Origin of the sequence: Bacillus hominis (assembly GCF_030348325.1) — a bacterium.
Classification (GTDB): domain Bacteria; phylum Bacillota; class Bacilli; order Bacillales; family Bacillaceae_G; genus Bacillus_A; species Bacillus_A hominis.
This window is the reverse complement of the sequence record NZ_JAUCFS010000005.1, coordinates 1,567,870-1,586,319: the sequence shown is the minus strand read 5'-3', so window position 1 is coordinate 1,586,319 and position 18,450 is coordinate 1,567,870. Positions and strand designations below refer to the sequence as shown.

At 37.8% G+C, this 18,450-nt stretch carries 22 protein-coding genes; 2 read left to right on the top strand and 20 right to left on the bottom strand.

Annotation, left to right across the window (positions count from 1 at the left end; translation table 11 throughout):
• Window positions 1–10: 10 nt before the first annotated feature.
• The 6 genes from QUF93_RS10535 to QUF93_RS10510 form a co-directional block, all read right to left on the bottom strand.
• Window positions 11–769 (bottom strand): flagellar type III secretion system pore protein FliP, encoded by a 759-nt coding sequence (locus QUF93_RS10535; RefSeq protein WP_215555862.1) that lies wholly within the window; start codon window positions 767–769, stop codon window positions 11–13.
• Window positions 766–1,086, bottom strand: a complete 321-nt coding sequence (locus QUF93_RS10530) for a hypothetical protein (protein WP_000121176.1) — start codon at window positions 1,084–1,086, stop codon at window positions 766–768. The genes QUF93_RS10535 and QUF93_RS10530 overlap by 4 nt, the downstream gene beginning before the upstream one ends.
• Window positions 1,087–1,098: 12 nt before the next feature.
• Window positions 1,099–1,458, bottom strand: a complete 360-nt coding sequence (gene fliN, locus QUF93_RS10525; RefSeq protein ID WP_002011996.1) for a flagellar motor switch protein FliN — start codon at window positions 1,456–1,458, stop codon at window positions 1,099–1,101.
• A 10-nt stretch (window positions 1,459–1,468) separates the two neighbouring features.
• Window positions 1,469–2,455 carry a flagellar motor switch protein FliM gene (gene fliM, locus QUF93_RS10520; protein ID WP_199709187.1) on the bottom strand — a complete coding sequence of 329 codons (987 nt, stop codon included), beginning with the start codon at window positions 2,453–2,455 and terminating at the stop codon, window positions 1,469–1,471.
• Window positions 2,456–2,469: 14 nt separating this feature from the next.
• Complete coding sequence (locus tag QUF93_RS10515) at window positions 2,470–2,694, bottom strand: flagellar motor switch protein FliN (RefSeq protein ID WP_000775712.1); 225 nt, start codon at window positions 2,692–2,694, stop codon at window positions 2,470–2,472.
• A gap of 65 nt (window positions 2,695–2,759) precedes the next feature.
• Window positions 2,760–3,548 (bottom strand): lytic transglycosylase domain-containing protein, encoded by a 789-nt coding sequence (locus QUF93_RS10510; protein WP_289358704.1) that lies wholly within the window; start codon window positions 3,546–3,548, stop codon window positions 2,760–2,762.
• A gap of 245 nt (window positions 3,549–3,793) precedes the next feature.
• Here QUF93_RS10510 and QUF93_RS10505 point away from each other — a divergent pair, with 245 nt between their 5' ends.
• Both QUF93_RS10505 and QUF93_RS29020 read left to right on the top strand, forming a co-directional pair.
• The gene (locus QUF93_RS10505; RefSeq protein ID WP_289360970.1) at window positions 3,794–5,122 is read left to right on the top strand and encodes a flagellin N-terminal helical domain-containing protein; all 1,329 of its coding nucleotides are present in this window, start codon (window positions 3,794–3,796) and stop codon (window positions 5,120–5,122) included.
• A 260-nt stretch (window positions 5,123–5,382) separates the two neighbouring features.
• Entirely contained in the window at window positions 5,383–5,529 is a 147-nt protein-coding gene (locus QUF93_RS29020; protein ID WP_434476081.1) for a hypothetical protein, read from the top strand.
• A gap of 86 nt (window positions 5,530–5,615) precedes the next feature.
• Here the strand turns inward: QUF93_RS29020 and QUF93_RS10495 are convergent, their stop codons facing one another.
• From QUF93_RS10495 to QUF93_RS10430, 14 genes are all read right to left on the bottom strand, one after another.
• A complete protein-coding gene (locus tag QUF93_RS10495) occupies window positions 5,616–6,668 on the bottom strand; it encodes a P-loop NTPase (RefSeq protein ID WP_289375277.1) in 1,053 nt (350 codons plus the stop codon).
• 20 nt (window positions 6,669–6,688) lie between these two features.
• On the bottom strand, window positions 6,689–7,177 hold the full coding sequence (gene moaC / locus QUF93_RS10490) for a cyclic pyranopterin monophosphate synthase MoaC (protein ID WP_289358702.1): 489 nt from the start codon (window positions 7,175–7,177) through the stop codon (window positions 6,689–6,691).
• Window positions 7,178–7,225: 48 nt separating this feature from the next.
• Window positions 7,226–7,462: a molybdopterin converting factor subunit 1 gene (gene moaD / locus QUF93_RS10485; protein WP_289358700.1), complete on the bottom strand. Its 237-nt coding sequence runs from the start codon at window positions 7,460–7,462 to the stop codon at window positions 7,226–7,228.
• Between the two features lie 4 nt (window positions 7,463–7,466).
• A complete protein-coding gene (locus tag QUF93_RS10480; protein ID WP_289358698.1) occupies window positions 7,467–7,931 on the bottom strand; it encodes a molybdenum cofactor biosynthesis protein MoaE in 465 nt (154 codons plus the stop codon).
• Window positions 7,912–9,225, bottom strand: a complete 1,314-nt coding sequence (locus QUF93_RS10475; protein ID WP_289360969.1) for a molybdopterin molybdotransferase MoeA — start codon at window positions 9,223–9,225, stop codon at window positions 7,912–7,914. Before QUF93_RS10475 ends, QUF93_RS10480 begins: the two co-directional genes overlap by 20 nt.
• 19 nt (window positions 9,226–9,244) lie before the next feature.
• Complete coding sequence (locus QUF93_RS10470) at window positions 9,245–10,261, bottom strand: molybdopterin-synthase adenylyltransferase MoeB (protein WP_289358697.1); 1,017 nt, start codon at window positions 10,259–10,261, stop codon at window positions 9,245–9,247.
• A 43-nt stretch (window positions 10,262–10,304) separates the two neighbouring features.
• Window positions 10,305–11,099, bottom strand: coding sequence for a formate channel (locus tag QUF93_RS10465; protein WP_063217900.1), 795 nt, complete (start codon window positions 11,097–11,099; stop codon window positions 10,305–10,307).
• A 206-nt stretch (window positions 11,100–11,305) separates the two neighbouring features.
• A complete protein-coding gene (moaA, locus tag QUF93_RS10460) occupies window positions 11,306–12,322 on the bottom strand; it encodes a GTP 3',8-cyclase MoaA (RefSeq protein WP_289358696.1) in 1,017 nt (338 codons plus the stop codon).
• A gap of 20 nt (window positions 12,323–12,342) precedes the next feature.
• Entirely contained in the window at window positions 12,343–13,140 is a 798-nt protein-coding gene (fdhD, locus tag QUF93_RS10455; RefSeq protein WP_289358695.1) for a formate dehydrogenase accessory sulfurtransferase FdhD, read from the bottom strand.
• Between the two features lie 16 nt (window positions 13,141–13,156).
• Window positions 13,157–13,501 (bottom strand): Na-translocating system protein MpsC family protein, encoded by a 345-nt coding sequence (locus tag QUF93_RS10450; RefSeq protein ID WP_002168730.1) that lies wholly within the window; start codon window positions 13,499–13,501, stop codon window positions 13,157–13,159.
• Window positions 13,502–13,676: 175 nt separating this feature from the next.
• A complete protein-coding gene (locus QUF93_RS10445; RefSeq protein WP_289358694.1) occupies window positions 13,677–14,159 on the bottom strand; it encodes a helical membrane plugin domain-containing protein in 483 nt (160 codons plus the stop codon).
• A gap of 159 nt (window positions 14,160–14,318) precedes the next feature.
• Window positions 14,319–17,267 (bottom strand): formate dehydrogenase subunit alpha, encoded by a 2,949-nt coding sequence (gene fdhF / locus QUF93_RS10440; protein ID WP_289358692.1) that lies wholly within the window; start codon window positions 17,265–17,267, stop codon window positions 14,319–14,321.
• Window positions 17,236–17,427, bottom strand: a complete 192-nt coding sequence (locus tag QUF93_RS10435) for a hypothetical protein (RefSeq protein WP_002158491.1) — start codon at window positions 17,425–17,427, stop codon at window positions 17,236–17,238. Before QUF93_RS10435 ends, fdhF begins: the two co-directional genes overlap by 32 nt.
• Before the next feature lie 104 nt (window positions 17,428–17,531).
• Complete coding sequence (locus tag QUF93_RS10430; protein WP_289358689.1) at window positions 17,532–18,308, bottom strand: MeeY/MeeF family manganese export membrane protein; 777 nt, start codon at window positions 18,306–18,308, stop codon at window positions 17,532–17,534.
• Window positions 18,309–18,450 lie beyond the last annotated feature (142 nt).

Genomic DNA, 18,450 nt, shown 5'->3' with positions numbered 1-18,450 from the left:
ATCAAACGCTTCAGGCGACCGTTTTAAACATAATATCGACGATTTTTGTATATCCACCTAAATATACGAAAACGAGTATTTTGAATGGTAAACTTAAAATCATCGGCGGTACCATCATCATCCCAAGGTACATTAAAAGTGTACTAATAATTAAATCAATAAAGACAAACGCTAAATAAATGAACATCCCTGTAAGTAACCCTTTTTGAATTTGCGTTAACGTAAAGGATGGCACAAGCGTAAATAGTGAAAGATCCTTTAAATCTTTCGGCAATTCTTCCCCACGCACTTTCAGCATCATTTTCAAATCATGCTTATACGTATGCTTTGACATATACTCTTTCATAATTGGAGCTGTCGTCTCCGCAGCTTGACTTACTGTTATTTTTTCTTTCGTCATCGGGTCCCACACATCACTCTTTAACTGTCCAAGCACTGGCTGCATCGTAAATAATGATAAAAATAATGCAAGTCCAACAAGCACTTGGTTTGGTGGTAAATTCATAACCCCAAGTCCTTGACGAGTAATCCCAAGAACAATCATGAAATAAGTAAAATGCGTAAATAAAAGAACGATAGAAGAAGATAATGATAGCAGGGTAACGAGTGCGAATAGTTGTACACTTGAATTACTCGTAAACTCTTTTCCATTTTCGAAATTAATAAAACCGTTCGGGGCTGCATACGCTGGATTTACAAAAACAAATGAAAAAATAATAGAAAATACGAAAATAACGGCAAATAACGATAACTGTTTCTTTATTCTCATGATGGATCCTCTACTTTTTTCGTTTCACTCTTCACCGCGTCTTCTAGCGCTTGTTGAAACTGATTTCCTGTTCCTGTTAATTGCACAGATTGCACACCGTTATTACTAATAACAGTGAACACTTGCTTTCCGTCCACTTCAAACAGAAAGGCGCTCGTTTGATGATTTAAATATACGCCGTCTTTCACTTGAATATGGCCGTTTTCACCTTGCTTAAAAAACTGCTGTTTGCGCGTCTTTTTCGTCATATAATATGCACCATAACCGAGCGCACCAAACAGTAAAACGACTTGAAATAAGGTCGTCATATACGACATATGACTCCTCCTCTACTCTTTATCCTGCATTTGATTTTGCGCCTTCATAAGCGCTGCATGTTTTTTATCAGCTTCAATTTCAGAAATAATAATGCCGAACTTCTCATCCATTACGATCGCTTCACCAATACCGACTTTCATATCACTTAAATATACATCTACTTTATGTCCTAAATTTTTCTCTACTTCAAGAACGTCGCCAACTTTTAATTGCTTCACATCACCAAGCGTAATTGATGACTTCCCAAGCTTTACTCCAAGTTCAATCGAAATATCTGAAACGGTATCAATATGTGCCTTCCCCGCTTCATTTCGCTTCCCTGCAAATTCTTCTAATCCCATTAATGACACAGGAGATACTTCATGCTTCATATGGATCCTCCTACTCTATAAAACTTTTAAATAGGAGCGCCTTACGCGTTCCATCTTTCCCGATAAAACAATTAAATTTATGTTTTCCATCTACATAACCACGTAGTTGGTCTGTTACTTTCGTATGAAGCGGAATAATATCGCCTTCTTCAATTTGCTCAATCTCGCCCATTGTCATTTTTTGTTCACCAATCGCCACGTGAACAGGCTTGTACACTTGATTTACTTTCACTTCCACTTCAGACGTATACTTTTTACGCTTATCCGAAGAATGTTCGACAATATTTTCAGACGTTAACTTATCCATAATTTCTTCAACAGATAAGAACGGAATACCGATACGAACTGTCGTATTCCAAAAATCTGTTTTCATATTTACGTTCAGTAATGAAATAATATCGCTCGCTGTCGTAATCTTCAGCGCATTCGGATCTGTCTCCGTCGTTACAAATTTCGGTTCAATCGCAACAACGCTTTCAAATGATTGTTGTAAATTTTTACAAAGAAGAGCAAATATATTATCAAGCGTTAAAAACTCAAACGCCGTTAGCGGTCTGCGCATCAGAAAGTTACGCTTACTATCTCCGCCAAGCCAGCATTCATGAATATAAATAACGAACGCTAAATCAATTTCAATTACGATTTCTCCAAGCTCTGGCAAGCCGAGATCAATAACACAATATAAATAGTAATCTTTCGGCATTTTCTCCACATACTCACTCGTAAACGGAACTTGCTCAACGGTCGAAGGCTCTAGTTCAATCGGAATACGCATACGCGCTGACAACGTCTGTGACGTCTGTTTGCCAAAAGTAGAAGCAATCGCTTGCAAACTACGTAAATGCTCAACACCGAACTTCTCCGGTCTATTAAAATCATACTCTTGAAATTTATCTTGCTTTCCTGCTTCTTGTGCGAAAGCTGGCATTTCCTCGCCTTCATTTACCGCCTTCAGCAGGGCATCAATTTGCTCTTGGCTTAATTTATCGCCACTCATGAAAATCCCCTTCCCTACCTTTTCAATTCAACGATTTCAACGTACATTTTTCCATTCTTCGTCAAAATCTTTCCGGTTCCAATCTCCTCATTTTCAAGCATAAGACGCACCGTATTTTTCGTTGAATTTTCAAGACGATACAATGTACCTTTCGTAATATGAAGCAGATCTTCAATCTTCTTTTTTGTATTTCCGATTTCAAAATAAATCGTTAACGGAATATCATCTTGTAATTTCAAATCTTGCCAACTCCCATATCATGTTCACTAAAATTTCATGTTCTCTATTTATATAATGAAATTTTCTATTTCGAAACGTCGATATTTAATATTTTTTTAATATATCCTTGTGTTTCTTTAAATGGTGGTACGCCTCCGTACTTTCTCACATTACCAGGACCAGCATTATAAGAAGCAAGCGCCAATACTAAGTCACCGTTATTTTTCTTTAAATAACCGCTTAACTCTTTCACACCGCCCTCAATACTTTCAGCTGGTGAAAATGGATTCTTTATACCCATCTCTTTCACATTCGCTGGCATAAGCTGCATCAGCCCCATCGCTCCTGCATGTGACACCGTTTTCGGATTAAAATTAGACTCTACTTCAATCATTTTTTGAATTAACGTTTTCGGAATTCCATATGTATGACTAGCGTGATCAATAATATCTTCATACTTACCTTCATTTGAAGAACGTATTTTCTGAATATTATACTTATTCGTTAATCCCCACGTATCAACAGTCTCATTTTTCGTTTCTGGGAAACGTCGCTCAAACTCTTTTTGTGCGACTTGCACCTCATCCACTTTCTTCGTTTCAGCTTTCTCCGTCTCCTCAAGTTTACTCATTTCCCCTACTTTAATAGGCTCTACCGGTTTATTAACAACCGTTTCTATTTTCGTAGATTGTACCGGCTGACTCATATCTTCTACTTTTGCCGTTGGCGGAGTAACCTTCGTCTCCTTCGCAGGTTCACTCTGCAATTGATCTTGAAAACGACTACTAATAAACGTCTGCGGACTACTTAACTTTTGCTGAATTTGTCCTTTTTTATATGCAAGAACTTCTTTTACTATATTTCCAATTACCATAATATCACCTTTTCGGTAAACAAAGATAATCTAATATTAGAGTTTTTTAAAAAAGTTTGCAATAATCCTTTGCAATAAAAAAACAACTAAATTGTTAAACTGTTATTTTTTTATATTTATTAATTCAAATTTTCAGTTGAAACTTGATATAGCAAGACTTACAATAAATTCGAAATCGATTTTTTCGCATATTACCGTTTTTCAATTTGCAGAAAAATCAATATAAAAAAATGGGGGTTCTTAACATGAGAATCAATACAAACATTAATAGCATGCGTACGCAAGAATACATGCGTCAAAACCAAGCTAAAATGAGTAACGCTATGGACCGTTTATCAAGCGGTAAACGTATCAACAACGCTTCTGACGATGCAGCAGGTCTTGCAATCGCAACTCGTATGCGTTCACGTGAAAGCGGATTAGGTGTTGCTGCTGACAACACGCAAAACGGTATGTCTTTAATCCGTACAGCTGACTCAGCTTTAAACTCTGTATCTAACATCTTACTTCGTATGCGTGACATCGCCAACCAATCTGCGAACGGTACGAACACAGAAAAAAACCAAGTTGCTCTTCAAAAAGAATTTGGTGAATTACAAAAACAAATTACTTACATTGCAGACAACACTCAATTTAACGATAAAAATCTACTTAAAAACGATCAAACAATCAATATCCAAACTCTTGATTCAAGTGACCAATCAAAACAAATTGGTATTTCATTAAAAGGTATTACGCTTGATAAACTTGGGATTGATAGTACAGCTATTGGTGCTGATAATAGTGCTGCAGTAAACCTTAAAGATGCTAAAGCAGCTATGGCAAAACTTGCAACCTCTGATGCAACTACAGCAAAAGATGATGTTGCATCTGCTAAAGCAGCATTTGACAAAGTTAAAGATCAATTTAGCGTACAAGATGCTAGAGATATTGAAGACAAATTCATTACCTTTGCTGGTGATCCATCAACTCTACAAAACGCTAAAGATATTGGTACGGAATTCGGCGGAAAAAATACGATTACTAATAATAACATTGCTGCTGCTAAATTAGCATTTAAAACGCTTGAAACTACAGTTGTTGAGGCGAATAGAGGTACTAAAGTAACTGAGGCTAGAACTGCTTTTGATAAAGTAAAAGACTTATATAGCAAAGAAGACGTTGAAAAAATCGAAGCTGCTTTTGATAAATATGAAACTGATAAAGTAATAGTTAGCGGAGACAAAGGCGACGCTGCAGCACAAGCACTTGGTAATGCATTCAAAGGTAAGACACCAATAAGCACTGTTAAATCCGATGCATTAGCTGCTGTTGATAAAATTGATGAAGCAATCAAAATGGTTGCTGACAACCGTGCTACTTTAGGTGCTACATTAAACCGTCTAGACTTTAACGTAAACAACCTAAAGAGCCAACAATCTAGCATGGCATCTGCTGCTTCTCAAGTAGAAGACGCTGACATGGCGAAAGAAATGTCTGAAATGACTAAGTTCAAAATCTTGAACGAAGCTGGTATTAGCATGCTTTCTCAAGCAAACCAAACTCCACAAATGGTTTCTAAATTATTACAATAAGCCATTTGAGTTAGTTTCATGAATGAACCTCTCTGCTTGCAGAGAGGTTTGTTTTTTCTATATAGATGAATTATCTGGAAAACCTTTCTTTTTTTAGATGGAAAAGAGCATCCGCAATGTGTAGAAGCGGTCAGTACCCACCTCTATCCCCTCTCATGTTAAAACACAAATAGAAGATAATCATAAGTCCCTTTTTCTTTTCATAGCCGTTTATTGACTTTAAGATCCTATATGAATCTATAAGATAAGAAGTGTCTATTATGCGTATCGGCACGAATATTTTAAGTATGAATGCTAGGCAGCCTTTATATAGGATGTATGTTGCGATGGAGCATTTAGTTGCACTTAATACGGTTTCACAGGCTAATCAAATTCCACAAATGGTTTCAAAGTTACTACAATCGTAAATATAACCTTTAAAACTATTGAAAGAACTCCATAAAAAATGAAAAGCGAGATACATATGTATTATGCATCCCACTTTCATTTCAACTTATCCTTTATAAATAAGATCCTCCGCTAAAGAAGTAAACATCTCCCCAACGAGCGAGTCTTCATCATATACACACGAGCCTTTATTCTCTTCACGTTTCGCAAAAGGTATTTGAGCGATTACTTCTGTTTGCAGTTGTTCTGCTAACGTTTCACCGCCGCCTTTTCCGAAGAGATAGTTTCTTGAGCCGTCTTGTTCTTCGTAATATGCCATATTTTCAACGATACCTAAAATATCGTGTTTCGTATGTTTTGCCATTACTCCTACTCTAGATGCGACAAATGATGCTACGTTATGAGGCGTTGTAACGATAATTTCCTTCGCCTGCGGAATCATTGCAGCAACATCTATCGCAACGTCTCCTGTTCCAGGTGGTAAATCGAGAAGAAGATAGTCTAGTTCTCCCCAGTGCGTATTCGCAAGGAAGTTTTGAATCCATTTGTTTAACATCGGTCCGCGCCACATAACTGGGTTATTTCCTTCTGTGAAGAATCCCATCGACATAATTTTAACACCGTGACTAACGACTGGAATTGCTGTTTGGTCGATCATCGTTGGCTTTTCATTCGTTTCCATCATAGCTGGAATACTGAACCCGTATATATCTGCATCTAAAATTCCAACCTTTTTCCCCATACGTGCTAAAGCAGTAGCAAGGTTAATCGTCACAGTTGATTTCCCTACGCCGCCTTTTCCGCTTGTTATAGTAATAAAACGTACCCCTGAATCAGGTCGAAGCATACTGGGCATGCCTGTTTCTGTTCTAGCTTCTTTCTTTAAAAACGCTGTTAATGCCGCTCGTTCTTCTGGTGTCATAGAGCCGAATGTTAAAGAAACTTTCGATGCACCAATATTTCGAAGTGAGTCTTCAATGTCTTGTTGAATTTTCGCTTTCAACGGACAACCTTGTATCGTTAATACTACTTCTAGCCCAACTTCTGTACCATCAATTTTTATATTTCTTACCATGTTTAATTCCACAATACTTTTGTGTAACTCTGGATCTTCTACACGGCTTAAAGCGTTCATAATTTGTTCGTGAGTAATCATCATACACATTCCTTCCACTCTAATTATTTTACCTTGTGAAAAAAGTCTCCGCTTTTCCCACCCATTTTTTGTACTAAATATGTTTCTTTCATAACCATCGTTTTATCAACAGCTTTACACATATCGTAAAAAGTAAGAGCGGCAATCGATACGGCAGTTAATGCTTCCATTTCTACACCTGTTTTCCCGCTGCATGTTACTGTCGCTCGTATGATTAACTCATAGCCATCAGTTTTCTTTTCATAATGGAACGTAAAATCAGTTCCTTGGATTAATATCGGGTGACACATAGGGATTATATCCGCTGTTTTTTTAGCACCAATTATGCCAGCAATTTGCGCTACTTGGAGCGGATCACCTTTTTTCAATCCACCATTTTTAATGGCTTCAAATAATTCATTTGATAAAGAAATTGTACTTTGCGCAACAGCTGTACGTGTTGAAATATCCTTTTGAGAAATATCAACCATTTTAGCTCTTCCTTCTTCATTCCAGTGCGAAAACTCACTCATAATGATCCTCCTTAACGTATGAAAGATAAGATATTCAAATAGAAAGAATTAACCTCCACTTACAGGCGGGATAAACGCTACGATATCTCCGGCTTTTACGATTTCTTCGCCCGTTACAAACTCTTCGTTAATTGCTACCATCACTTTATTTAGCATCTGTAATTGATACTTATCTTCCAGCCATTTTTTTAATTGATGAACATTCATCTCTCGTTTTTCTATTATCGCTAACTTCTCTGAACCGACTTCTTCTCGTAAATTGGCGAACAGTAAAATTGTAATCATCTTCTCATTCTTCTTTCTTCGGTTTTCCTTCTGGATATGGAGTATTTTCAAGTTGATCTCCAATCCACTCCGTTCCATCTTCCCAAAATTCTTTTTTCCAAATTGGGACGATTCTCTTTATACGTTCAATTGCGTATTCATTCGCTTCATACGCTACTTTACGATGCGGTGAGGATACCGCAATGACAACTGCGATATCCATTATTTCTAATCGTCCTACTCGGTGTGTGATTGCTATTTTTGCATCTGGCCACTGTTTCTTAATTTCTTCTCCAATTTCAGTAAGCTTTTTTACTGCCATCGGTTTATACGCTTCATACTCAAGGTGTAACGTTCGTTTTCCTTTCGTTAATTCTCTAACCGTTCCAATAAAAGTTGTAACGGCTCCAGCTTCTCTTCTTGCTACTTTATTCGTTACTTCTTCAACTACAATTGGCGTATTTACAATTTCAAATCGTGCTTGTCCCATCAAAACCTCTCCCCACTTTTCGGAATGTCCAAGGCCATTTACTACCTTCGTTATCTTCTAATAAGAGAATGTCTACAAACATCCCTTTCTCATATCCTCTCGTACCGCCTAGTAGTACGATAAAAATGTTTGATTCTGCTAGTGAAGAAACGGAACTAGATTTATCAAATCCTGAAGGATAAGCGATTAGTTTTCCTTCGTTATATTTCAGCTTCGCTCGTACAAATCTTGTAAATGGATTCGGTTTTAGAAAATCTTCTCCGAGCATTGCTTTTTCTCGTTTTACATGTGGTGTTGCACTAAACATATACGCACGAATGCTAGGTTTTACAAATAGCTCAAAACCTACGTAACAAGCAGACGGATTACCTGATAATCCGAATAATAATTTTCCATTTAATTGTGCTACAGTCGTGACACTTCCCGGCCGCATTGCAACTTTGTTGAAAAGAACTGATGCTCCTAATTTTTCGTATATCGCTGGCAAATAATCGTAATCTCCTACCGAAACACCACCAGTTGTAATTAACATATCAACTTCGCTTAACGCTTTTTTCACTGCTTCGTAGCACGTATTCAAATCGTCGCTAAACTTCCCGAAGTATTTTACTCTTCCACCCGCTCTTCTAATTTGAGACGATATCATATACGTATTACTATTTCGGATTTTCCCTGGTTGTAGTTCTTCATTTACATCGAGAAGTTCACTCCCAGTCGCTAGTAGTCCGATTACAGGCTTTTTCGCAACTGGCACTTCACTGTAACCGAATGTAGCAAGAAGTGCTGAAATGCCTGGATTAATGTAACAACCCCTTTTTGCGAGAACAGTTCCTTTACGAGCATCTTCTCCCTGAAAGGATATATTGTCCCCTTCTTTAAATGAGCGTTTCACTTCCATATAGCTTTTTCCGATATTCTCATATTGACGATGACGAGTCAGCTCTAGCATGACGACCGCGTTACATCCTTTCGGAATTTGTGCCCCTGTCATAATTCGAACTGCTTGAAACGCTCCTACTTCTTTATGGAATACGGAACCTGCTCCAATTTCACCGATTACTTCAAATACAATTGGATTCTCACGACTTGCCTGAGAAGTATCTTCTGCCCTAATAGCAAATCCATCATATGGCGAGCGATCGAAAGAAGGGACATCGTGATCCGCTACTAAATCGTCTGCTAATGTTCGCCCGTATGCTAATTCAATTGGTACTAGTTCTTTTACACCACAATTAGCAAATCTCATCACTTTACGAACAGCCTCTTCAACTGTAATCGGCACTCTTCTTTCCATCATTACCAATCCCTTTCTATTACCCTAATAACCGATAGTATAGTTGTTTCGCTTTGTGAATTTCATTCGTTCCGTGAATAAACACACGACCATCTTGAAAAATGACGATGCGATACTCTTCTAATTGGCAAGAGAGCAAATACGGATTCCGATCAACTTTCCCGTGGTTCTTTAATACTTTTTCTAACTCGTCAAAGTTGTAATGACTATTATGCGCCGGTCTAATTTGAACTGTGTTTCTTCCGCATAAAACAGCTGTCTTCGTTTGATTTTCGTAAGATAAATAAGGATAAGTTCTATTTGCTCCACACGAAGGACAGTCTTCCGTTTTTATTTTTCCTAGCTTGATAGAATGATGTTGATTACTCCATGTATCAAACATTAAAAATGTTTTTCTAATTGCTGCGAAATCTTCTACTAAAATTTTGAATGCTTCTGCCACTTGATAGGCAGCGACGATTTGAACAGCTGGACTAATAATTCCAACTGTGTCACATGTCGCTCCTGTAACAGGCACACTTTTCAGCACACAATGTAAGCACGGTGTTTTCTTCGGAATAATCGTATAGCTCATGCCGTACGATCCAACACAAGAACCGTAAATCCAAGGAATATTGTGTTTTTGTGACAGGTCATTGATTACAAATCGAATATCAAAATTATCTGTTGCATCAATAATGACATCTACACCATTTAATAAAGCTTCCATATTATCTACTCTTGCATCCATTACAAGAGCTTGAATTTGTACTTCTGAATTAATTTGTTTGAGACGATTCTGTGCCGCTATTACTTTTGGTAACTTTTCTATCGCATCTTGTTCAGCATAAAGCTGTTGCCGCTGTAAATTACTCCATTCTACGTAATCACGATCAATAATCGTTAATTTCCCGATACCTGCGCGTACGAAGTTTTCAGCACTTGCACTTCCTAATGCACCCGCCCCGACTATCAACACATGCTTATTTCTAATTTTCTCTTGTCCTTCACTCCCAATAGGGTTGAACAGCTGTTGACGTGAATATCGCTCTATCATGAGATAGCCTTCCTTTCATGTAAAAAATTTGCTTCCTATTCGATTATTTTTTCAACACATCTTTCTCGATAACACTTTGTTTCTGATAACAAGAAAAATAAGCGAATCCAACAAAGCCAGCTCCACCAATTACATTTCCAATAAAGACAGGTACGAAGTTTTTCGCAAGGTCCATCCACGTAAGGTGTCCCGCAAAAATAACGGCTGAAATGACAAACATATTCGCTACCACTTGCTGAAACCCAATTACGACAAAAGCCATAATCGGAATCCAAATTCCAACAATCTTTCCGATTAAATCGTTCGTTCCGTACGCTAACCAAATCGCAAGGCAAACTAGCCAGTTACAACCAATTGCCAAAATTAACGTTCTCCCGAAAGATTCATGTAACTTATCTTGAGCTATCGCTATCGTTTTATTTAAATACGCTCCCTCTGTAAGCCCGCCAAGATGACCGAAACAATACGCGACGAAAAGCGCACCTACGAAATTAGTTAAAGTAATCCAAGCCCAATTGTTTAACACATGTTTCAATGAGATTTTACGTGCATAAAGTGCCATGGACATCGACATCATATTTCCCGTAATTAATTCTCCTCCCGCTAACACAACGAGCATCAGTCCGATTGGAAAAACCGCTCCTCCTATAAAATTGACTAAACTCCCCCATTGCTCCGGTACATTACCGAGAACACGAATATTAAGTAAAAATCCTAACGAAATGAATGCTCCTCCTAAAAAACCAAGGATAAGCATCGCGGATAGCGGTTGCCTTACCTTTTGAACACCGGATTCAATTACAAGCGCAGCAATTTGTTCCGGTTTATGAAATGCCATAATCGATTCCTCCATTTTTCTAATCAAAAAAAGCAGCTTCAAAAAACCTTAACATCGTAAGGTTTTTTGAATGCTGCTTAATTTCTCTGCATCTCTCTTACAGAAATATCAATCATCATTTTTACTATATTCATAGAAAATCTGCAAAACTTGCACACTTTCCATTATTTACGTTAACAAAGAGACTCTACATTCATAGTAGTTTCTCAACCACCAATATGCGACATTTCAATTTTCGGCATTGTTTTGTTATTCGTATTGCTTAACCGTTCATCTGAATAACGGTCTGAACGATTATTCCAAATGTCACGAATAATATTAGTAATCTCTTCATCCGCATATCCAGAACGAAGTAATTCTTTAAGATCGTTTCCTTTAGAAGCAAACAAACATGTATACAATTTTCCTTCTGCTGAAATACGCGCTCTTGTACATGATGAACAGAACGAATCTGTTACAGATGAAATAATTCCTATTTCTTCATTACTACCCATATAGCGATAACGTGTCGCAACTTCACCAGGATAGTTCGCTTCAATACGTTCAAGCGGCATAACTTCATTAATCATCTTTAATATTTCTTGCTTAGAAACTACTTCGCCTAATTCCCAGCCGTTATAATTTCCGACATCCATATACTCAATAAATCGCAAAATATGCTTATTCTCTTTAAAATACTCTGCCATCTGAACGATATCTTGTTCATTTTTCCCTTTTTGAACAACCATGTTCATTTTAATTTTCATTCCTACTTCCGCTGCAGCCTGTATTCCTGTAAGAACTGTTTTTACTTTACTTCTATTTCCATTTAGATAAGAGAAACGCTCTTCATTTAAAGAATCTAAACTAACTGTCACGCGAGATAAACCGGCCTTATATAAATCAGGAGCAAACTTTTTAAGTAATGATCCATTTGTCGTTAAACCGATATCCTCTACTCCGTCAATTTCGTTTAATCGCTGTATGAGTTCAGGTAAGTTTTTTCGAAGTAAAGGCTCTCCTCCAGTAATACGTAACTTTCTGACACCTAAAGAAACGAAAATACGTGTAATCCTTTCAATTTCATCAAAAGATAAAATTTTATCATTAGACAAAAAAGCATAATCACGACCAAATATTTCCTCCGGCATACAATATCTACAACGAAAATTACAGCGATCGGTAACAGAAATACGTAAATCCTTTAAAGGACGATCTAATTTGTCTAATGTAACAGATTTCATATTTATTGCCTCGTTTCTACTTATTTTATATTTACAATCCGCTCTGGATGCGTATATACATTTAAAGATCCATTACGAATAAAACCTACTGTCGTAATCCCTAACTGCTCCGCTAGCTCTAATGCCAACTCAGTTGGAGCGGATTTTGACAATATAATTTCACAACCAATTTTCGCAACTTTTAATAGAATTTCTGAAGATATACGACCACTAAACACAATAATTTTATCACCAATCGAAATATTATTTTTTAAACAATAGCCGTAAATTTTATCTAAAGCGTTATGTCTTCCTATATCCATTCGGCTTAAAACAATTCCGTTCACATCGCATAAAGCTGCATTATGGACACCGCCTGTATGTTGAAACGTAGACGCAGATTGCTGCATATCATTCATTAACCGAAAACAATCCTCGGTAGAGATTTTTACGCGAATATCATTCATTTCTTTCGCAGTCAGCGCATCGTTTGCGAAAACAAACCCTTGCCTACTCATTCCACAGCATGACGTAATATAACGTTTATTTTGTATGTCACGATAATAAGGATTGATTTTTTTCGTTTTTACATGCACATATCCTTCTTTTTCCTGTACCCATATTTCATCAATATCTTCATACTTTCGGATAACGCCTTCAGAAGCTAAAAAGCCTATTACCATATCTTCAATATACTCTGGAGTACTAACCATTGTAACAAATTCCTGTCCGTTCATTTTAACCGTAACAGGAAACTCTGTTACAATGCTGTCCTCTATATGTGCGAACTCCCCTTGCTCATAACGAAAAATTTCCCGTTCCACCTGTATCGATTTCACGATGAGTATCCTTCTCTCACGTTATATTTTTATCAAAGACAAACACTGAAACTGCAATATCTTCATCTACTTTCATATCAGAAAACAGATGAACTAACTTCGCTCCAACAAGTTCCTCTAAATGTTCACGAGAATTAACAGCATACACTTCTTGAATCATTTTCGTTCGAGCCATATGAACCATTTCCGCACCATCCATCGTTCCCGAAATAAATTTCTCAGTAGGTGTCAAATTCCCATAAAGTGTGGCAATCGCCATATTTTCAGCAAATACAGTATGAATTCGCTCCGGTCCTTTTCCGAATAAATCCTTTCGAAGCTTTCGTATCATATCATTAAATTCGTGTACCATCTTTGACATACTCTCATTCCTCCCCTGTTCATCAACACTAATTTTTCGCATATTCTTTCATCATAACTATTCTACCAAAATGAACTTTTCATCTAAACCATTCACTTAAATTGAGACGAAAAGATTCATCTTTACACATGATTTCAAATAAGTGTAAAGATGAATTACTATTATTGTTTCTTACCTATTCTTCTTTTAACCCTTTACCCATACCTTTTAAGAAATGAAGACCAAATCCGATAGCCCGATTAATATCTGGATCCTTTAGTACTTTCATAAGATCAAATACCCCAACCTTTTTATTGTTTTGTAGATGCTCATTACCTTCATCCAGCCCTACTAATAAACTACCTATAAGCTTTTTCGTAAGTTCCGGATCAAGTTCTGTTAAAGCTCCTGCAGCGCCCATCATATTATTAATTAAATTTGTAACTGGTTCACGAGTGACTTGACCGAGAACAATTTTTGCGATTGGTTCTTTCGCTTTCAGCATAGAATTTGCAGCTTCCAACATCCCAATGTCATTCAGTTCACCTACTATATTAAACATTTGATTTAACGCTTCTTCATTATTCGCTAAAAGTTCTTTTAAATCTTCGAGTTTTTGTTGTTTGAGTTCTTCCTCAGTTAGCTCCTGCTTCTGGATCGCTTGAATAGGTGCTGCCATCTTCTTTTCTCCTCCCTATTTATCCCGCTTTAACGGGCAGTAAGACCCCTACCTCAAAATTCAGCAAAAGCAAAGAAGTTAGGTGGGGGTTGGGCTGCCCGTAAAAGCCCGATTGGTGAAAGCTAATAATCAGTGGGGGATAAAGAAAACCCCCACTGATTAAAGTTTCACTTTATCCGTTAAGTGTACGTATCCTGGACGAGCCCACTTGCGATTTACCTCAATGCCGTTTTGAGGATGACGCTTTTTATTACGTGGGTTCGTTTTTGGCATCGGATTTTCACCTTCTACTTGTAGCACTTCCATACGCACTTTCGTTTGTTTATATGCAGGCGTGTTTGTACGTAAGTCAACGGCAGGACCTGTTAAGAAATTAATCGCCGTTTCGTTATCTGTCGAGTTCATCGGTAAATACAACTCATTCGCTTTTACACGATCCGTTATAAGTGCACGTAATTTAAGTGCTCCAAAAGGAGAAACAAGGCGTACTAACGAACCCGTTTTCACTCCACGTTCCCTTGCAAGTTCCGGAGAAACTTCAACGAAAACACCTGGTACTTTCGATTGAATACCAGTTGATTTATTTGTCATGTTCCCTTCATGGAAATGTTCAAGCATACGACCGTTATTAATGTGAAGATCGTATTCTGCTGGGAATTCAGCAGGACGTACCCAATCAGCTATCGCAAAACGCGCTTTTTTGTCTGGGAAGTTAAATCCATCTTGGAAAAGGAGCGGTGTATTCGTTCCGTCAAAACTTCCCCAGTGAAAACTGTTCCATCCTTCAAGCACTTCATAGTTTGCTTGTGCGAATAAAGGTGATAAACTTGCCATTTCAGCAAAGATTTCACTTGGATGACTATAGTTCCAGTTCGCGCCTAATTTATTAGCAATTGCCTGCACGATCCACCAGTCTGGTTTCGCCTCATCTAGCGCCGGCAGTACTTGATATAATCTTTGTACACGACGTTCTGTATTTGTAAACGTACCTTCTTTTTCAAGAGATGGCGCTGCTGGTAATACGACATCAGCGTATTGAGCTGTTTTAGAAAGGAACACATCTTGAACGACAAAGAATTCAAGACTTGATAACACTTCATGTACGTGATTTGCGTTAGAGTCTACAAGAGCCATATCCTCTCCAACAAGATACATAGCTTTCATTTTTCCTTCATCAATTGCGTGAAGCATTTCAATGTTATTAAGACCTGGTTTGTTATCAATTTTTACTCCGTAAGCTATTTCAAATTTCGCACGTTCTACATCGTTAGTAACGTGTTGATATCCTGGTAGCCAGCCTGGAAGAGTTCCCATATCACAAGCACCTTGTACGTTATTATGACCACGAAGTGGATATGCACCAGCACCTGGGCGACGATAATTTCCTGTTGCAAGAAGTAAGTTTGAAATCGCAGCGGAAGTATCTGAACCACCCGTATTTTGCGTTACACCCATACCCCAAAGAATACACGTACCATCTGCATCACGAATCATCTCGGCCATTTGAACGAGAGTTTCTTTTGAAATACCTGTAATCTCTTCTGCATATTCAAGCGTATATTCTTTAAGACTATCTTTGAAATCTTCAAAGAAGTTTACATTCTCGTCGATGAACTGCTCATCATGCCAACCTTGATCAATCATATATTTCGTAACAGCCATTAACCATACTTGGTCTGTTCCTTGCTTTGGACTAATAAAGATATCTGAACGCTCTGCCATTTCAGTTTTACGAAGATCTGCAACAATTAGCTTTTGACCGTGAAGTTTATGTGCACGTTTCACACGAGTCGCTAACACAGGATGACCTTCTGTCGGATTACAACCAACAATAATAACAAGGCCTGATTGCGCAATATCTTTAATCGTTCCTGCATCCCCGCCCATACCAATTGTACGGAACAATCCATCCGTCGCTGGTGATTGGCAATAACGTGAGCAGTTATCAATATTGTTCGTTTCAAACACTTGTCGTGCTAATTTTTGAATAACATAGTTGTCTTCATTCGTAATTTTAGAAGAAGAAATAAAGCCGATAGAACCTTTACCGTACTCTTCTTTAATAGAGCCCAATTTATTCGCCACTACATGAAGCGCTTCTTCCCAAGTTGCTTCCACGAACACTCCATTTTTACGAATTAAAGGTTTCGTAATTCGTTTTTCAGAATTAACGAAATCCCAACCGAATTTTCCTTTTACACAAGTAGAAATTGCATTAACCGGCGCTTCAGAAGTTGGTTGTACTTTCAGAATTTTACGTCCCTTCGTCCACACTTCAAATGAGCAACCTACACCGCAAAACGTACATACTGTTTTCGTCTTCTTCGTACGGGTATCGCGCATTGCAGCTTCTACTTCTGACACAGCGAAAATACCGCTATACCCAGGTTCAACCTCTTTAATAAGGTCAACCATAGGCTCAAGAATATCAGGTTTTAATCCTGTCATAAATCCAGCTTCACCGAGCATCGATTTCTCCATTAATGCATTACAAGGACAAATTGTTACACATTGACCACAGCTTACACATGAAGAATCATTAATATCTACTCCTTCATCCCAAATAACACGAGGGCGCTCTGCCTCCCAATCAATAGATAACGTTTCATTCACTTGTAAGTTTTGACACACCTCTACACATTGACCGCACGCAATACATTGATTCGGGTCATAGCGATAAAATGGATGAGACATATCAACTTCACTTGCATCAACTTTTGGTTCATAAGGATATTTTTGATGCTCAATTTCCATTAATTCTGCCGTATTATGCAATTTACAATTCCCGTTATTGTTGTCACATACCGTACAGTAAAGTAAATGATTTTCCAACAAGCGGTCCATCGCCTCATGTTGTGCTGCCTTTGCACTAATAGAGGACAACTCGATATTCATACCGTCCGTCACTACTGTAGAACACGATCGCACTAGCTTTCCATTCACCTCTACAATACAAGTATCACATGTTTGAATAGGATCCACTTCTGGCACGTAACAAATTTGTGGATGTTCAATTTCGTTCTCATTAATAATGCCTAGTATAGTTGAACCAGGCTCAGCACTATATTCTTTGCCGTCAATTGTAATATGAACCATGCTGTCGTTCATGGTTACTCCCCCTTTTTGAGAATAAAAAAACTCCACCACGAAAATATACGCACCACATTTTTGGCACGTTATCATCATGGTGGAGTAGTTTATTAGCACATCTTGCTAAAATACCAATCCATTTATTCATAAATAAAATGATAGATTCATAACAGGTCATATCACGATTCCATCTTTAACACTGTAATTATAGCGTTAAATCGAAAAATACACAATATAATTATCATTAAAAAGGACAAAGCACATAATGCTCTGACCTTTTTATTACCTTTCGGGATTATTTTTGGCTGACTTATTTCCCGGTGCAAACCAACCAATTAGTGCGATAGCAACTAATACTCCATAGAAGATTAAAGTCCAAGTTGTACTGTGCGGAAAATCATGGTCTAAAATACCAATATCCTCATGGGCAAGTGTAATGACAGCTAGTTTGACACCAACCCAAGCAACAATCGCATATGCCGTCGTTTCAAGTGCTGGCCGTTTCTCAAGAAGCCCAACAAACCAAGTTGCCGCAAATTTAATTAAAATAAGTCCAGCAATCCCTCCAAGAAGTACAACAATGAACTGTCCTCCATCCATACCTCCGAAATCGTCAAGCGGTGAATCCGGAAGCCCCAGAGCAAGAGCAACTGCGGCTAATATTGAATCAATCGCGAAAGCAAGGTCAGCTAATGCAATCTTACCTACTGTGAACCAGTAGCTTTTACCTGCCGCTGCCTTTTCATCTTCCTTATGAATATTTTGATTGTCTTTTCCAAATTGCGCCTGAATGACATGCTTCAATCCTAAATAAAGAAGATAGGCTGCTCCAATCGCCTGTATTTGCCAAACATTTGCAATAAATGAAATCGCAAATAGAGCTGCAAATCGAAAAACAAAAGCCATAATGATTCCGTAATTTATAGCTCTTTTTTTCTCTTCTTCGGGTAAATGTTTCGCAATAACCGCTAGGACAAGGGCATTGTCAGCCGATAACAATCCTTCTAATCCAATTAGAATTAATAATGCCCAAGCGTACTCTAGCCATATTGACTCCATCCACTTCTCTCCTTTCTAAAACAAGAATGGGGTAAAGACGTTGCTAACAATAGAATTTCCTACTAGGCAAAATCAAACCCTAAAAATGGCGGCTACAATATTTTAACAGTTACTTTACCGCCCTTTATCTTTTATTAATTGA

Coding starts and splice junctions, on each gene's coding strand:
- QUF93_RS10535 (WP_215555862.1), bottom strand. CDS start 769: ATGAGAATAAAGAAACAGTTATCGTTATTTGCCGTTATTTTCGTATTT.
- QUF93_RS10480 (WP_289358698.1), bottom strand. CDS start 7,931: ATGGGACAAGCACGATTTGAAATTGTAAATACGCCAATTGTAGTTGAA.
- fliN (WP_002011996.1), bottom strand. CDS start 1,458: ATGAAGCATGAAGTATCTCCTGTGTCATTAATGGGATTAGAAGAATTT.
- QUF93_RS10430 (WP_289358689.1), bottom strand. CDS start 18,308: ATGGAGTCAATATGGCTAGAGTACGCTTGGGCATTATTAATTCTAATT.
- QUF93_RS10495 (WP_289375277.1), bottom strand. CDS start 6,668: ATGATGATTACTCACGAACAAATTATGAACGCTTTAAGCCGTGTAGAA.
- QUF93_RS10505 (WP_289360970.1), top strand. CDS start 3,794: ATGAGAATCAATACAAACATTAATAGCATGCGTACGCAAGAATACATG.
- QUF93_RS10435 (WP_002158491.1), bottom strand. CDS start 17,427: ATGACCTGTTATGAATCTATCATTTTATTTATGAATAAATGGATTGGT.
- QUF93_RS10510 (WP_289358704.1), bottom strand. CDS start 3,548: ATGGTAATTGGAAATATAGTAAAAGAAGTTCTTGCATATAAAAAAGGA.
- QUF93_RS10465 (WP_063217900.1), bottom strand. CDS start 11,099: ATGGCATTTCATAAACCGGAACAAATTGCTGCGCTTGTAATTGAATCC.
- moaC (WP_289358702.1), bottom strand. CDS start 7,177: ATGAGTGAGTTTTCGCACTGGAATGAAGAAGGAAGAGCTAAAATGGTT.
- QUF93_RS29020 (WP_434476081.1), top strand. CDS start 5,383: ATGCGTATCGGCACGAATATTTTAAGTATGAATGCTAGGCAGCCTTTA.
- QUF93_RS10530 (WP_000121176.1), bottom strand. CDS start 1,086: ATGTCGTATATGACGACCTTATTTCAAGTCGTTTTACTGTTTGGTGCG.
- QUF93_RS10450 (WP_002168730.1), bottom strand. CDS start 13,501: ATGTCAAAGATGGTACACGAATTTAATGATATGATACGAAAGCTTCGA.
- QUF93_RS10445 (WP_289358694.1), bottom strand. CDS start 14,159: ATGGCAGCACCTATTCAAGCGATCCAGAAGCAGGAGCTAACTGAGGAA.
- QUF93_RS10470 (WP_289358697.1), bottom strand. CDS start 10,261: ATGATAGAGCGATATTCACGTCAACAGCTGTTCAACCCTATTGGGAGT.
- fliM (WP_199709187.1), bottom strand. CDS start 2,455: ATGAGTGGCGATAAATTAAGCCAAGAGCAAATTGATGCCCTGCTGAAG.
- QUF93_RS10475 (WP_289360969.1), bottom strand. CDS start 9,225: ATGGAAAGAAGAGTGCCGATTACAGTTGAAGAGGCTGTTCGTAAAGTG.
- fdhF (WP_289358692.1), bottom strand. CDS start 17,267: ATGAACGACAGCATGGTTCATATTACAATTGACGGCAAAGAATATAGT.
- moaA (WP_289358696.1), bottom strand. CDS start 12,322: ATGAAATCTGTTACATTAGACAAATTAGATCGTCCTTTAAAGGATTTA.
- moaD (WP_289358700.1), bottom strand. CDS start 7,462: ATGATTACAATTTTACTGTTCGCCAATTTACGAGAAGAAGTCGGTTCA.